Consider the following 13,845-nt stretch of genomic DNA (forward strand, 5'->3'; position numbering starts at 1 on the left):
CTGACGCGGCTTTTTTCATGGGCGATCGGCGGAGTGCTGTAAGGCCCACGAAACACTGCGGGTCGCTCTGGCGCGCGGGAATACACGGAACGCGAGGCTTTCCTACACTGTCCCATGACACGCGCGAATACGCCGCGCACATCCCACAAGGAGGGACTGTCATGGGCTTCATCGGAACCATCGTCATCGGCCTGATCGTCGGACTCATCGCACGCTTTCTGAAGCCGGGCGACGACAGCATGGGCTGGATCATGACCATCCTGATCGGCATCGGCGGCTCGCTGCTGGCGACCTACGGCGGCCAGGCGCTCGGCATCTACGCGGCCGGTCAGGCGGCAGGTTTCATCGGCGCGGTGATCGGCGCCATCGTGCTGCTGGTCATTTACGGCCTGATCAAGAAGAATTGACGGTGATTTCCGCCCCTCTCCCGCCCAGGGGGAGGGCGCAGGAAGCCCCTGCCGCCTGTGCCCGACCGGGCCCTTCGAGTCCACGATGCGCCGACCACTGCTCGCCTGCTGTCTGATCCTGCTGACTTCCCTGGCGTCCGCCGCCGAACTTCCCGAAACCGACTGGCTGTCCCTGATGCCGCCGAGCGACCGCAAGGCGCTGGAGGACATGCCGGAAATCACCCACAACGGCCCCGAGGCCAACGGCACCTTCACCAGCAAGGGCGGGCTGAAGCAGTCCGACAAGAAGCTGCCGCAGGTGATGTATTCGACGAAAACCGTGGCCGCGCTGAACGGCAAAGCGTTGCGCCTGGGCGGCTACCCGGTGCCGCTGGAGAACGACGCCAAGGGCCGTGTCACCGAGTTCTTCCTGGTGCCTTACCCGGGCGCCTGCATCCACGTGCCGCCGCCGCCGCCGAACCAGATCGTGCTGGTGCGCTACCCCAAGGGCATCCAGATCGACGATATCTACAACCCGATCTGGGTCAGCGGCACGCTGAAGGTGGAGAAGGTCAGCAATGACCTGGCCGACGCGGCCTACGCCATCGACGACGCCAAGGTGCGGCCGGTGGAAGAGAGCGACCTTTAAGGTCTGTCGGCGTACAACCTTATGCCGATTTTCCGAGGGCGAACGTAGGGCGGATAACCTGGAACAGGTTATCCGCCGGCCCGCCTGCGGCGGATAACGCTGGCGCGTTATGCGCCCTACTCAGAGGTCACGCCTAGCCGGGCAGCGGCTCGCCCCAGATTTCCACGCTCATGGTCTCGCTGCGCCCCGGCGCCACGCTCATGGCGTCGTCCATCACCCGCGCGGTCTCGATGCAGAGCATGCCGGTCCAGGCATCGTCGAGCATCTGCGACAGGCGCGCGGCCTTGTCGATCCAGGGGTTCCACACCACCGCCGAGCGCGAGCTGCCGGCCTTGACGTGGATGCCGCGCTCCCACAGCGGGTCCTGGATTACCAGGGCCTTCTCCACGTCCAGGTAGACGCGGTCGGTCTCGCCGGTGAAGCGGATCAGGCCGTGCTGCTGGCGCTCCTCCCAGTTCTCCATGGCGTCCAGGTAGCGGTTGCCCTGCAGGCCTTCGATGCTCACCTGGCGGCAGTCGCTGACGGCGAAATAGGTGTGCAGCGCCTGGGTCAGCGGCAGCGGTTTGTCGCCGAGGTTGTGGGTGGTCATTTCCAGGGTCAGGCGTTCGCCGAAGCGCATCACCAGCTCCAGTCGCGCCGAGTGCGCCCAGCCGGGCAGGCCATGGCTGGCGTCGTAGCTGAAGTGCACCGACAGCTGGCCCTGCTCGTCGGCGATGTCGTCCAGCTGCCAGTCGAGGGCGCGCACCAGGCCGTGGGCTGGCGGCTTGTCGCCCTGGTAGGCGGTGCGGATGTCCACCGGGTTGCGGTCCAGATTGCCGAACCAGGGCCAGCACACCGGCACGCCGCCGCGCACGGATTGGCCGTGGCGGTACTCGGCGGTCTCGCTCAGCCACACCAGCGGTGGCTGTTCGTGGGGCTGGTAGCTGAGCAGTTGCGCACCCTGCTGGGCGATCAGGGCTTCACCATGGGCGGTGTGGATGCGCCAGCAGGACAGTTGATCGATCTGTACCTGCTCGACGCGGGGAGTCTGGATGTCGCTGCTCATGGGGGTCTCCGGGACTGCGCTGCGAAAGTTTCAGTATCACCGATCCTTCGCGCAGCGGGCAGTTCCCGGAGAATGAAAAGATCAGCTCTGGCGCAAGGCTTCGAGCCGTTCGCGCTGCTGGCCGTCGGCATCGAGGTTGGCGGCGTCCAGCCAGCCTTCGAAGGCCCGCTGGCAGCGCGGCCATTCGCTGTCGATGATGGAGAACCACGCGGTGTCGCGGTTGCGGTCCTTCACCACCGTGGCCTGGCGGAAGGTGCCCTCGAAGACGAAGCCCAGGCGCACGGCGGCACGCATGGAACGGGCGTTGAGCGCGTTGCACTTCCATTCCAGGCGGCGGTAGCCCATCTCGAAGGCCCCGCGCGCCAGCAGGTAGACCGCTTCGGTGGAGGCCGGCGAGCGCTGCATCACGCGGCCGTAGGCGATGTGGCCGATCTCGATGCTGCCGTCCTTCGGGAAGATCCGCAGGTAGCTGAGCAGGCCGACGGCGCGGCCGCTGGTGCGGTCGATCACGGCGAAGAACAGCGGGTCGTTGCTCGCTGCGTTGCCCGCCAGCCAGCCGTCGAAAGGCGCGCGCTCGGGGAAGGGGCCGTAGGGCAGGTAGTCCCACAGCAGCGGGTCGGAATCCGGACCTTGCAGTGCCTGCCACAGGTCGTCGCCATGCAGGGCGACGTCCAGCGCTACGAGGTTGACGTAGCGGCCGGTCAGGGTACGGCGTTCCGGGCTGGCGGCGGGGCGCCAGTTCAGCAGGGGTTGTTCGTTCATGGGCGCTCCGGCTCAGAGGATCTTGCGGTACTGGACGAACCCGGAGCGGTCGGCAATCCGGTCATAAAGGAACATGGCGTCGGTGTTGCTCTCGTGGGTCAGCCAGTGCACCCGCGAGGCGCCATTGGCGCGGGCGTCGGCGTAGACGTGCTCGATCAGCTGCGCGCCGATGCCGCCGCCGCGCTTGCCTTCGGCAACGAACAGGTCCTGCAGGTAGACGTAGTCGCCCTGGGTCCAGCAGGAACGGTGGTAGATGAAGTGCACCATGCCGATGGCCACGCCATCGCGCCAGGCGAGGGCCGCGTGCATCGGTTCGGCCGCATCGAGGAAGCGCTGCCAGGTGACGGCTGTGGTGGCCTCGTCGATGGTGGTCTTGTAGAAGCGCTGGTAGCCCTGCCAGAGCGGCAGCCAGGCGGTGTGATCAGCGGCGCTGATCGGGCGGATCTCGACGGCGGAAGACATGCTGACAACCTTGTGTGCGTTGGAATGCTTCCAGACTAGGTCGGGAATTGGTTCTGCTAAAGAGCCATTCATGGTGAAATCAAGGGAACCATTGCCGTCGTCCTGGTAGCCTCCTCCATGAGCGTCCCGTTGCCTTTCAACCCTTCCGGTATCCGTCTCGATCCGGCCCGCCCGCTGGGCGTGCAGCTGTTTCAGGCGTTGCGCGAGCGCATCCTCGATGGTCGTCTCGCGGCGCGCTCGCGGCTGCCGGCCAGCCGCGATCTGGCTTCATCGCTGGGGGTTTCCCGCAATACCGTGGTGCGCGCCTACGAGCAGCTCTACGCCGAGGGTTACATCGAAGGCCGCACGGGCGATGGCACCTACGTGGCGGAGCGGGTTCAGCCCTCGGTCGACGCGGTTCGCAGCGAAGCCCGCAGCCCGGATGCGCCCTCGCTGGAGCGCCTCGCGCGGCACCATCTGCCGCTGCCGCCCACCGGCGCGCCACGGGCGTTTCGGGTCGGCGTGCCGGCCTTCGACCTCTTCCCCTTCGATACCTGGGCGCGGCTGCAGGCGCGCTTCTGGCGCGATCCGCCGCTGGATTGCCTGGGTTACGGCGACCCGGCCGGCGAGCAGCGCCTGCGCGAACTGGTCGCCGCCTACCTGCGCACCACCCGTGGTCTGCATTGCGACGCCGGGCAGATCATCATCACCAGCGGCGCCCAGCAGGGCATCGCGCTGTGCGCCCAGGTGCTGCTCGCCGAAGGTGACGGCGCGGCCATCGAGAACCCCGGTTACCGCGCCGCCGGCCATGCATTCGCCACGGCGGGTGCGCGCCTGCACGGTGTGCCGGTGGATGCCGATGGCCTGTGCACGGCGCAGCTGGAACAGCTGCCGGACTGCCGGCTGGTCTACGTCACGCCGTCGCACCAGTACCCCACCGGCGTGACCCTGTCGCTGGCGCGGCGCCTGGAGCTGCTGGAGTGGGCCGAGCGCAGCGGTGGCTGGATAGTCGAGGACGACTACGACGGCGAGTACCGTTACAGCGGCACGCCGCTGATGCCGCTGGCGGCGCTGGATCGCCATGACCGCGTGCTCTATGTCGGCACCTTCTGCAAGATCGCCTTCCCGGCGCTGCGCCTGGGCTACCTGGTCGTGCCGCCGGCACTGGCGCAGGCCTTCGCCCGCCGCCGTGCGCTGGATGTGCGGCATTCCGAAGTCGGCACCCAGCGGGTGATGGCGGACTTCATCGCCGAAGGACACTTCCAGCGCCATGTGCGGCGCATGCGCCGCGCCGCCCGCAGCCGTCGCGACGCGCTGCTGCGCGGCTGGCCGGAGGTGGCTGGGTGCGCGCCGATGCCAGCTGTCGAGGCGGGATTGCACCTGTGCGTGCGCGTCGACAGCCGCGAACGCGAGCTGGAACTGGTGCAGCGCGCGGCGGCGGTTGGCGTAGAGGTTAACGCCCTGAGCGATTACTGGTTGCCGGAGTCCGTCGAGCCGGCGGATCAACGTGCCGGACTGGTGCTGGGCTTTGCCGCAGTACCGGAGGCGCGGATCGCCGAGGCACTCACGGCACTGCGCAAGGCCTGGGCTCGAACGTAGGGCGGATAACCGTTTACGGTTATCCGCCATCCGGGCTTCGCGGCAATCGAGGCGGCGGATAACGCTTGGGGCGTTATGCGCCCTACGGTCGGCTGGGGTTTTCCGGAGGCTTGTAACTTCCGGCTATTTCCTTAGCTGCCTTACGAAGTTGGCGGGAGGCACTAGGCTCCCTAGAATATCGCCCCTCTCGAAAATGCCCCGGAGTCGCCATGAGCCTAGCCCTGTCCACCGTTCCCGAGCGCAAGTCAACGGCGCCCTGGGTCGCCTTCCTCCTGCTGCTGGCGGGCGCGCTGTTCCTCGCCCAGGTGGTGAGCGGCCGGCAGGCATTGCTGTTCCTGGTCGGCGGCGCGCTGGGGCTGACGCTCTACCACGCCGCCTTCGGCTTCACTTCCGCCTGGCGCGTGTTCATCCGTGAACGCCGTGGCGCCGGATTGCGTGCGCAGATGGTGATGCTGGCGCTGGCCGTGCTGCTGTTCTTCCCGGCCCTGGCCGCCGGCACGCTGTTCGGCGAACCGGTGAAGGGGCTGGTGTCGCCGGCCGGTACGTCGGTCGTCGTCGGCGCCTTCATCTTCGGCATCGGTATGCAGCTGGGCGGCGGTTGCGCCTCCGGCACATTGTTCACTGTCGGTGGCGGCAACTCGCGGATGCTGGTGACGCTGCTGTTCTTCATCGTCGGCTCGGTGGTCGCCACCCACCATATCGGCTGGTGGTTCGCCCTGCCGTCGCTGCCGCCGACCTCCATCGTGCAGTCGCTGGGCCTGTTCCCGGCGCTGGCGCTGAGCCTCGCGCTGTTCGCCGCCATCGCCGCCGTCAGCGTGGTGCTGGAGCGACGCCGACATGGCGTGCTGGAGCTGATCGCCAGCAATGGCGAGAAGGGCATCGGCCGGTTCTTCCGTGGCCCCTGGCCGCTGGTGTGGGGCGCGGTGGCGCTGGCGCTGCTGAACTTTGCCACCCTGGCGCTGGCCGGGCGTCCGTGGGGCGTCACCTCGGCGTTTGCCCTGTGGGGCGCGAAGGCGTTCGAGAGCCTGGGCATCGCCGTCGACCAGTGGGCCTTCTGGCAGGTCGAAGCCAATGCCAAGGCGCTCGCCGCGCCGGTCTGGCAGGACGTCACCAGCGTGATGGACTTCGGCATCATGATCGGCGCGCTGCTGGCTGCCGGTCTCGCCGGCCGTTTCGCCCCGAGTCTGAAGATCCCGGCGCGCTCGCTGATCGCAGCCGTCATCGGCGGCCTGTTGCTGGGCTACGGCGCGCGCCTGGCCTACGGCTGCAACATCGGTGCGTACTTCAGCGGCATCGCTTCCGGCAGCCTGCACGGCTGGCTGTGGCTGGTGGCGGCGTTCTTCGGCAACGCGGTGGGCGTGCGTCTGCGCCCGATCTTCTTCCCCGCCGAGCGCGTGGAAGCGCGCCTGACCGGCTGCTGAGTCAGGCCGGGCGGGGCGTCTCGCGCTCCGCCCAGTAGGTCTGTCGGTGGCCGCGGGCCTGGTAGTCCTGCGCCAGGGCTTCGGCCTCGGCACGGCTCAGCTGGCGGCGCATGACGAAGCGGTTGCCGTTGTCGTCCAGGCGCAGCAGGCACCAGTCCCGCTCCTCAGGCATTGAAGGTCGACGTCTTGCGCAGGCGCAGCGCGAGCATGATGAGCAGGGCGCCGAAGAACACCGAGTAGGCGCCGATCACCCAGGCCACGGCGATCGCCCCGGCTCCCGGATTGCCGATCATCAGCACGCCGAACAGCACCGATACCGCGCCGGAAAGCCCCAGCCACCATTCGTTCTGCAGCGCCTTGCGCAGGCGGATTGCGGCGATGATCTGCAGCACGCCCATCACCAGCGCCCAGCCGGCGATCAGCATCAGCAGGCCCAGCGCGGTCAGCTGCGGCCAGAGGAAGGCGATCAGCCCGGCGGCAATACCCAGCAAGCCCACCAGTACCAGCGGCCACAGCGGCCGGCCGGATTCGCGCATCTGTGCGGCGGCGATCAGCGTGAACAGGCCGTCGACGAACGCATAGGCGCCGAAGAACAGCACCATCACGGTCAGCACGATGCCCGGCCAGACCATGGCCAGGATGCCGAACAGCAAGGCAGCGACGCCGCGCAGGGCGATCCATTTCCAGTGGCGGCCCAGGGCTTGCCAGAGCGGGTGTTGCGACATGGCGGCGATCCTCGCGAGGGGTATGGCTGAAACCATAGTCGCTGGCGCGCGGCGCAGGCCCTGACATGGGGCAAAAGAAAGCCCGGCATGGCCGGGCTGTGAAAGGCCCGTCGCAACGGGCAGGTGCCGTCAGGCGACGTCACCGGGGAGAGCGGCTGCGACACATCCGGCGCGGATTCTGCGATCCTTGCCGGTGGCGTAGCGATGAACGGTACGGGCCCCGCCATGCGGGCGCCTCGGAGCTGTTGATGCAACGCAGCATATTCTTAGTTGATTGAGCGTTCAATAAAAAACGAATAGACTGGCCCACATTATCGCCGGACGGCACAGGTACGCCCGGCGAAGAGGAGATTGAAAAATGCCCAAGGTCGGTATGCAGCCGATTCGCCGCTCCCAGCTGATCCACGCGACCCTCGAGGCGGTGGACCAGGTGGGCATGAGCGACGCCAGCATCGCCCTGATCGCCCGCCTGGCGGGGGTCTCCAACGGCATCATCAGCCACTACTTCCAGGACAAGAACGGGCTGCTGGAAGCGACGATGCGACATTTGATGTCGGCATTGAGCAAGGCTGTCGCCGAGCGCCGCGCTACCTTGCGCAACGACGAACCGCGCTCGCACCTGCGGGCCATCATCGCCGGCAACTTCGATAGCTCCCAGGTCAACGGCCCGGCCATGAAAACCTGGCTCGCGTTCTGGGCGACCAGCATGCACCAGCCGGCGCTGCGCCGACTGCAGCGGATCAACGACCACCGGCTGTATTCGAACCTGTGCAGCCAGTTCCGCCGCGAACTGCCGCTGGCTCAGGCCCGCAGCGCCGCTCGCGGCCTGGCCGCGCTGATCGACGGCCTCTGGCTGCGGGGCGCGCTCTCGGGCGATGCCTTCGACACCGAGCAGGCGTTGGCGATTGCCTACGACTACCTCGACCAACAACTGGCCAAGCGCCCCGGATAGCGGGCGCAGCCTTGCGCTGACACCGACAAGAGAGGACCACCGCACCATGGCTCGATTCGAAGTACAGAAGCTCTACATTGGCGGTCGCTACGTGGAAGCGACCAGCGGCGCCACCTTCGAGACCATCAATCCGGCCAACGGTGAAGTCCTCGCCCAGGTACAACGCGCCTCGAAGGAAGACGTCGAGCGCGCCGTGCAGGCGGCGGTGGAAGGGCAGAAAGTCTGGGCGGCGATGACCGCCATGCAGCGCTCGCGCATCCTGCGTCGCGCCGTGGACATCCTCCGCGAGCGCAATGACGAGCTCGCCGAGCTGGAAACCCTCGACACCGGCAAGCCGCTGGCCGAGACCCGCTTCGTCGACATCGTCACCGGCGCCGACGTGCTGGAGTACTACGCCGGCCTGGTACCCGCCATCGAGGGCGAGCAGATCCCGCTGCGCGACACCAGCTTCGTCTATACCCGCCGCGAGCCGCTGGGCGTGGTCGCCGGCATCGGTGCCTGGAACTACCCGATCCAGATCGCCCTGTGGAAATCCGCCCCGGCCCTGGCCGCGGGCAACGCGATGATCTTCAAGCCCAGCGAAGTCACCCCGCTGACCGCGCTGAAGCTGGCCGAGGTCTACACCCAGGCCGGCCTGCCCGATGGCGTGTTCAACGTGCTCACCGGCAGCGGCCGCGAAGTCGGCCAGTGGCTGACCGAACACCCGCTGATCGAGAAGATTTCCTTCACCGGTGGCACCTCCACCGGCAAGAAGGTCATGGCCAGCGCTTCTAGTTCCTCGCTCAAGGAAGTGACCATGGAGTTGGGCGGCAAGTCGCCGCTGATCATCTTCGAGGACGCCAACCTCGACCGTGCCGCCGATATCGCCGTCATGGCCAACTTCTTCAGCTCCGGCCAGGTCTGCACCAACGGCACCCGCGTGTTCATCCCGCGTAACCTGCAGGCGCGCTTCGAAGCCAAGGTGCTGGAGCGTGTCAAGCGCATCCGCCTGGGCAACCCGCAGGACGAAAACACCAACTTCGGCCCGCTGGTGAGCTTCCCGCACATGGAGAGCGTTCTCTCCTACATCGAGTCCGGCAAGGAACAGAGGGCCCGCCTGCTGTGCGGTGGCGAGCGCGTCACCCAGGGCGAGTTCGGCAAGGGCGCGTATGTCGCGCCGACCGTGTTCACCGACTGCCGTGACGACATGACCATCGTCCGCGAGGAAATCTTCGGGCCGGTCATGAGCATCCTCGTCTACGACACCGAGGACGAGGCCATCCGCCGCGCCAACGACACCGAGTACGGCCTCGCCGCTGGCGTCGTGACCCAGGACCTGGCCCGCGCGCACCGGGCGATCCACCGCCTGGAAGCAGGCATCTGCTGGATCAACACCTGGGGCGAGTCGCCGGCCGAGATGCCGGTTGGCGGATACAAGCAATCGGGTGTCGGTCGTGAGAACGGCCTGACCACCCTGGCTCACTACACTCGCATCAAATCCGTACAGGTAGAGCTGGGCGACTACACCTCGGTGTTCTGATCGCCGCGATCGAGCCATGAAAGGCCGGTCGCAGGCATGACTCCCTGACCACCGGCCATTCCCAACACGCAGACACCGGCGCGCACGCGTCGCGGGCGGTGTCGTGCCTGAAAAAGAGGAAGGCCTGCATGTCCCAGGAATACGACTACATCATCATCGGCGCGGGTTCCGCCGGTAACGTACTGGCTACCCGCCTGACCGAGGACGCCGACGTCAGCGTGCTGCTGCTCGAAGCCGGCGGCCCGGACTACCGCGCCGACTTCCGCACACAGATGCCGGCGGCGCTGGCCTACCCGCTGCAGGGCCGTCGCTACAACTGGGCGTACCTGACCGACCCGGAGCCGCACATGAACAACCGCCGCATGGAGTGCGGACGCGGCAAGGGCCTGGGCGGCTCCTCGCTGATCAACGGCATGTGCTACATCCGCGGTAACGCCATGGACTTCGATGGCTGGGCGAAGGAGAAGGGCCTGGAAGACTGGACCTACCTCGACTGCCTGCCGTACTTCCGCAAGGCCGAGACCCGCGACATCGGCCCCAACGACTACCACGGCGGCAATGGTCCAGTGAGCGTCACCACGCCCAAGGCTGGCAACAACCCGCTGTTCCACGCCATGGTCGAGGCCGGCGTGCAGGCCGGTTACCCGCGTACCGAGGACCTCAACGGCTACCAGCAGGAAGGCTTCGGTCCGATGGACCGCACCGTCACCCCGCAAGGACGGCGCGCCAGTACTGCCCGCGGCTACCTGGACCAGGCCCGCGAGCGGCCGAACCTGACCATCGTCACCCATGCGCTGACCGACCGCATCCTGTTCAGCGGCAAGCGCGCCATCGGCGCGACCTATCTGCATGGCGATGACAACGCGCTGAAGGAAGTCCGCGCACGCCGTGAAGTGCTGGTGTGCTCGGGCGCCATCGCTTCTCCGCAACTGCTGCAGCGCTCCGGCGTCGGCCCGTCCGCGCTGCTGCGTGACCTGGGCATCGAGGTCGTGCATGACCTGCCCGGCGTCGGCCAGAACCTCCAGGACCACCTCGAGATGTACCTGCAGTACGCCTGCAAGCAGCCGGTGTCGCTGTACCCGGCGCTGCAATGGTGGAACCAGCCGCAGATCGGCGCCCAGTGGATGTTCCTCGGTACGGGGCTGGGCGCGAGCAACCAGTTCGAGGCCGGCGGTTTCATCCGCAGTCGCCCGGAATTCGAGTGGCCGAACATCCAGTACCACTTCCTGCCGGTGGCAATTAACTACAACGGCAGCAATGCGGTGAGCGAGCACGGCTTCCAGGCCCACGTCGGCTCCATGCGCTCTCCCAGCCGCGGGCGGATCAACGTGACCTCCCGCGATCCGCGCAAGCACCCGAGCATCCTGTTCAACTACATGTCCTGCGAGCAGGACTGGCAGGAATTCCGCGACGCCATCCGCATCACCCGCGAGATCATGAACCAGCCGGCACTCGATCCCTATCGTGGTCGCGAGATCAGTCCGGGCCTGGACAAGCAGAGCGATGCCGACCTCGATGCCTTCGTCCGCGAACACGCAGAAACGGCTTTCCACCCGTCCTGCTCCTGCAAGATGGGCGACGACGACATGGCGGTGGTCGATGGCGAAGGCCGCGTGCACGGCATGCAAGGGCTTCGGGTGATCGACGCGTCGATCATGCCGCTGATCATCACCGGCAACCTCAACGCCACCACCATCATGATGGCCGAGAAGCTCGCCGATAAGGTGCGCGGTCGCCCGTCGCTGCCGCGCAGCACCGCCGACTACTTCAAGGCCGAAGGTGCACCGGTACGCGGGAAACCGCAGCGCTGATTCTGAAAGATAGAAACGAAAACGCCGGCGAGAATGCCGGCGTTTTCAGTTTTCAGCCACGACGCGGAGGAACCGGTCGGGTGCGCCCGCTACCGTCGATGGCAACGAAGACGAACACTGCCTCGGTGACCTTGCGCCATTCGCTGGACAGCGGGTCATCGCTCCATACCTCGACCAGCATGCGGATCGAGCTGCGGCCCACTTCCAGGGTCTGGGTATAGAAGGAGAGCTGCGCGCCGACAGCGACCGGGACCAGGAAGGCCATGCGGTCGATGGCTACCGTGGCCACGCGGCCTCCGGCAATGCGGCTGGACATGGCGGTTCCGGCGAGATCCATCTGCGCCACCAGCCAGCCACCGAAGATGTCGCCAAAGCCGTTGGTCTCGCGCGGCAGGGCGGTGATCTGCAAGGCCAGGTCGCCTTGCGGGATAGGATCTTCTTGTTCGAGCTCGATCATAGGTAAGGGCCTCTTGCCCCCGGCGTACTCATGGTGAGGGTATGGAAAAACTCTCCCAAGACACCTGCCGGCGCAAGGCCTTGGGACAGCTTTTGATCGGCCTGCCCGCATTATATAGAGGGAGGACCGGCGCGACGACCGCAGGATGGGATGAAATTCCCGCGGGCGCGGCCGCTGTGTCGCCTCCGCGCAATTTGCTATGGTGCGGCACCTGCGGCTGCCGGCCGCAGCCTCCTTGCCTGCAGAGATAACAAGCACCATGCCTTCTGTGAACGCTCCTGCCGCGCCCGCGTCACGTCCGTTGACCCGCAGCGACTACAAGACTCTTTCGCTGTCCGCCCTGGGCGGCGCCCTCGAGTTCTACGACTTCATCATCTTCGTGTTCTTCGCCACCGTGGTCGGCAAGCTGTTCTTCCCCGCCGACATGCCCGACTGGCTGCGCCAGCTGCAGACTTTTGGCCTGTTCGCCGCCGGCTACCTGGCCCGTCCGCTGGGTGGGGTGGTGATGGCCCACTTCGGCGACCTGCTGGGCCGCAAGAAGATGTTCACCCTGAGCATCTTCCTGATGGCCGTTCCCACGCTGATCATGGGCTTGCTGCCCACCTACGCACAGATCGGAATCTGGGCGCCGCTGGCGCTCCTGCTGCTGCGCGTCATCCAGGGCGCAGCCATCGGTGGTGAGGTCCCGGGTGCCTGGGTGTTCGTAGCCGAGCACGTCCCCCATCGTCATGTGGGCTATGCCTGCGGCACGCTCACGTCGGGTCTGACCGCGGGCATCCTCATCGGTTCGCTGGTGGCGACCCTGATCAACAGCGTCTACAGCGCCGAGGAAGTGCAGGGCTATGCCTGGCGTATTCCGTTCCTGCTGGGCGGCATCTTCGGTCTGTTCTCCGTCTACCTGCGCCGCTGGCTGCACGAGACGCCGGTATTCGCCGAGCTGCAGCTGCGCAAGCAACTGGCCGATGAGGTGCCGCTGGGTGTGGTGGTGCGTGAGCATCGCCCGGCCATCGTGCTGTCCATGCTACTGACCTGGGTGCTGTCCGCCGGCATCGTGGTGGTGATCCTGATGACCCCGTCGGTGCTGCAGACCGTCTATGGCTTCGACGCGGCTACGTCGCTGAAGGCCAACAGCGTGGCTATCGTCTGCCTGAGCGTCGGCTGCATCCTGTCCGGGCGTCTCGCCGACCGTTTCGGCGCGGGCCGCACCTTTATATATGGAAGCATCCTGCTGGGCGTCGTCTCCTGGACCTTCTACACCAGCCTCAAGGCGCATCCGGACTGGCTGTTCCCGCTGTATGCGGTCACCGGCCTGTGCGTCGGCGTCATCGGTGCGGTGCCTTACGTGATGGTCAACGCCTTCCCGGCGGTGGTGCGCTTCACCGGCCTGTCCTTCTCCTACAACCTGGCCTACGCCATCTTCGGAGGCCTGACACCCATGGTGGTTGCCCTCCTCATGAAGGAAGACCCGCTGGGCCCGGCTTATTATGTAGTGGCGCTGTGCGTGGTTGGCCTGCTGGTGGGTGCCTACCTGTTGCGCCAGGAGCGCAGGTTGGTAGGGCAGGGAATGGCCATAAACTGATCGACCGGGCAGTTTTTTGCAGAAAGTTTAAATTAGTCGTTGACGGCCGATTTAAACTCCCTATAATGCGCACCACTCCCAGCGACGAAGCGCTGAAAGAACTTGAAAATCAAGTACTTACAGAGATTCGAAGTTGAGAGTGGTGGTCAGGCAGGTGATTCACTTGCCGCTCTTCATTAGCTGCTCCGGCAGCGAGCTGAAAAGAAGATCGCCGAGGTGGTTGACAGCGAGTTTGATCGCTGTAGAATGCGCCTCCCGCTGATGAGAAGGCTTCCTTCGCTGAAGCACAAGCGATTGAGTAGAAAAGAAATTTTCGAAAAATAAAGCTTGACGGAAGATGAGGTTAGCGTAGAATGCGCGCCTCGGTTGAGACGAAAGCCTTAACCAACTGCTCTTTAACAAGTTGAATCAAGCAATTCGTGTGGGTGCTTGTGATGTAAGACTGATGATCGACTGATTATCAGCAACGCAAGTAACACTCGTGAATTCGAGAGTTTTA

At 66.0% G+C, this 13,845-nt stretch carries 14 protein-coding genes; 8 read left to right on the forward strand and 6 right to left on the reverse strand.

Annotated features, from left to right (window positions below; genetic code table 11):
- Positions 1-161: 161 nt before the first annotated feature.
- Positions 162-407: a GlsB/YeaQ/YmgE family stress response membrane protein gene (locus IB255_RS14910; RefSeq protein WP_081519143.1), complete on the forward strand. Its 246-nt coding sequence runs from the start codon at positions 162-164 to the stop codon at positions 405-407.
- Between the two features lie 85 nt (positions 408-492).
- Positions 493-1,035 (forward strand): DUF3299 domain-containing protein, encoded by a 543-nt coding sequence (locus tag IB255_RS14915; RefSeq protein ID WP_081519144.1) that lies wholly within the window; start codon positions 493-495, stop codon positions 1,033-1,035.
- A gap of 133 nt (positions 1,036-1,168) precedes the next feature.
- Here the strand turns inward: IB255_RS14915 and IB255_RS14920 are convergent, their stop codons facing one another.
- The 3 genes from IB255_RS14920 to IB255_RS14930 all read right to left on the reverse strand — a co-directional run bounded on the left by IB255_RS14920 (position 1,169) and on the right by IB255_RS14930 (position 3,304).
- The gene (locus IB255_RS14920; protein WP_081519145.1) at positions 1,169-2,080 is read right to left on the reverse strand and encodes a D-hexose-6-phosphate mutarotase; all 912 of its coding nucleotides are present in this window, start codon (positions 2,078-2,080) and stop codon (positions 1,169-1,171) included.
- Between the two features lie 81 nt (positions 2,081-2,161).
- Complete coding sequence (locus IB255_RS14925) at positions 2,162-2,842, reverse strand: GNAT family N-acetyltransferase (protein WP_081519146.1); 681 nt, start codon at positions 2,840-2,842, stop codon at positions 2,162-2,164.
- Positions 2,843-2,854: 12 nt separating this feature from the next.
- Positions 2,855-3,304: a GNAT family N-acetyltransferase gene (locus IB255_RS14930; RefSeq protein ID WP_081519147.1), complete on the reverse strand. Its 450-nt coding sequence runs from the start codon at positions 3,302-3,304 to the stop codon at positions 2,855-2,857.
- A 117-nt stretch (positions 3,305-3,421) separates the two neighbouring features.
- Here IB255_RS14930 and IB255_RS14935 point away from each other — a divergent pair, with 117 nt between their 5' ends.
- Positions 3,422-4,882, forward strand: a complete 1,461-nt coding sequence (locus IB255_RS14935) for a PLP-dependent aminotransferase family protein (protein ID WP_081519148.1) — start codon at positions 3,422-3,424, stop codon at positions 4,880-4,882.
- A 209-nt stretch (positions 4,883-5,091) separates the two neighbouring features.
- Positions 5,092-6,303, forward strand: coding sequence for a YeeE/YedE family protein (locus IB255_RS14940; protein WP_081519149.1), 1,212 nt, complete (start codon positions 5,092-5,094; stop codon positions 6,301-6,303).
- 1 nt (position 6,304) lies between these two features.
- On the opposite strand, the gene IB255_RS14945 is transcribed toward IB255_RS14940, so the two are convergent.
- Complete coding sequence (locus IB255_RS14945) at positions 6,305-6,475, reverse strand: hypothetical protein (RefSeq protein WP_167523245.1); 171 nt, start codon at positions 6,473-6,475, stop codon at positions 6,305-6,307.
- Positions 6,468-7,028 (reverse strand): HdeD family acid-resistance protein, encoded by a 561-nt coding sequence (locus tag IB255_RS14950; protein WP_081519150.1) that lies wholly within the window; start codon positions 7,026-7,028, stop codon positions 6,468-6,470. The genes IB255_RS14945 and IB255_RS14950 overlap by 8 nt, the downstream gene beginning before the upstream one ends.
- Positions 7,029-7,386: 358 nt before the next feature.
- On the opposite strand from IB255_RS14950, the gene betI reads away from it, so the two are divergent.
- From betI to betA, 3 genes are all read left to right on the forward strand, one after another.
- Positions 7,387-7,980 carry a transcriptional regulator BetI gene (gene betI / locus IB255_RS14955; protein WP_045214133.1) on the forward strand — a complete coding sequence of 198 codons (594 nt, stop codon included), beginning with the start codon at positions 7,387-7,389 and terminating at the stop codon, positions 7,978-7,980.
- Between the two features lie 46 nt (positions 7,981-8,026).
- On the forward strand, positions 8,027-9,499 hold the full coding sequence (gene betB / locus IB255_RS14960; RefSeq protein WP_081519151.1) for a betaine-aldehyde dehydrogenase: 1,473 nt from the start codon (positions 8,027-8,029) through the stop codon (positions 9,497-9,499).
- Between the two features lie 128 nt (positions 9,500-9,627).
- Positions 9,628-11,310, forward strand: a complete 1,683-nt coding sequence (gene betA, locus IB255_RS14965; RefSeq protein WP_081519152.1) for a choline dehydrogenase — start codon at positions 9,628-9,630, stop codon at positions 11,308-11,310.
- 52 nt (positions 11,311-11,362) lie between these two features.
- Here betA and IB255_RS14970 read toward each other — a convergent pair whose 3' ends face one another.
- Positions 11,363-11,767 (reverse strand): acyl-CoA thioesterase, encoded by a 405-nt coding sequence (locus tag IB255_RS14970; protein WP_017521585.1) that lies wholly within the window; start codon positions 11,765-11,767, stop codon positions 11,363-11,365.
- A gap of 259 nt (positions 11,768-12,026) precedes the next feature.
- Between IB255_RS14970 and IB255_RS14975 the strand changes: the two genes are divergently transcribed.
- Positions 12,027-13,346 carry an MFS transporter gene (locus tag IB255_RS14975; protein WP_081519153.1) on the forward strand — a complete coding sequence of 440 codons (1,320 nt, stop codon included), beginning with the start codon at positions 12,027-12,029 and terminating at the stop codon, positions 13,344-13,346.
- The last annotated feature ends 499 nt before the right edge of the window (positions 13,347-13,845 follow it).

This window comes from Pseudomonas sp. PDM22 (assembly GCF_014851965.1).
In the GTDB taxonomy this organism is placed as follows: domain Bacteria; phylum Pseudomonadota; class Gammaproteobacteria; order Pseudomonadales; family Pseudomonadaceae; genus Pseudomonas.

Excerpts from the sequence above, each read along its gene's own strand:
- IB255_RS14935 (WP_081519148.1), top strand. The coding sequence starts at position 3,422 with ATGAGCGTCCCGTTGCCTTTCAACCCTTCCGGTATCCGTCTCGATCCG.
- IB255_RS14975 (WP_081519153.1), top strand. The coding sequence starts at position 12,027 with ATGCCTTCTGTGAACGCTCCTGCCGCGCCCGCGTCACGTCCGTTGACC.
- IB255_RS14930 (WP_081519147.1), bottom strand. The coding sequence starts at position 3,304 with ATGTCTTCCGCCGTCGAGATCCGCCCGATCAGCGCCGCTGATCACACC.
- betI (WP_045214133.1), top strand. The coding sequence starts at position 7,387 with ATGCCCAAGGTCGGTATGCAGCCGATTCGCCGCTCCCAGCTGATCCAC.
- IB255_RS14920 (WP_081519145.1), bottom strand. The coding sequence starts at position 2,080 with ATGAGCAGCGACATCCAGACTCCCCGCGTCGAGCAGGTACAGATCGAT.
- IB255_RS14945 (WP_167523245.1), bottom strand. The coding sequence starts at position 6,475 with ATGCCTGAGGAGCGGGACTGGTGCCTGCTGCGCCTGGACGACAACGGC.
- IB255_RS14950 (WP_081519150.1), bottom strand. The coding sequence starts at position 7,028 with ATGTCGCAACACCCGCTCTGGCAAGCCCTGGGCCGCCACTGGAAATGG.
- IB255_RS14940 (WP_081519149.1), top strand. The coding sequence starts at position 5,092 with ATGAGCCTAGCCCTGTCCACCGTTCCCGAGCGCAAGTCAACGGCGCCC.
- betB (WP_081519151.1), top strand. The coding sequence starts at position 8,027 with ATGGCTCGATTCGAAGTACAGAAGCTCTACATTGGCGGTCGCTACGTG.
- betA (WP_081519152.1), top strand. The coding sequence starts at position 9,628 with ATGTCCCAGGAATACGACTACATCATCATCGGCGCGGGTTCCGCCGGT.
- IB255_RS14915 (WP_081519144.1), top strand. The coding sequence starts at position 493 with ATGCGCCGACCACTGCTCGCCTGCTGTCTGATCCTGCTGACTTCCCTG.
- IB255_RS14925 (WP_081519146.1), bottom strand. The coding sequence starts at position 2,842 with ATGAACGAACAACCCCTGCTGAACTGGCGCCCCGCCGCCAGCCCGGAA.
- IB255_RS14970 (WP_017521585.1), bottom strand. The coding sequence starts at position 11,767 with ATGATCGAGCTCGAACAAGAAGATCCTATCCCGCAAGGCGACCTGGCC.
- IB255_RS14910 (WP_081519143.1), top strand. The coding sequence starts at position 162 with ATGGGCTTCATCGGAACCATCGTCATCGGCCTGATCGTCGGACTCATC.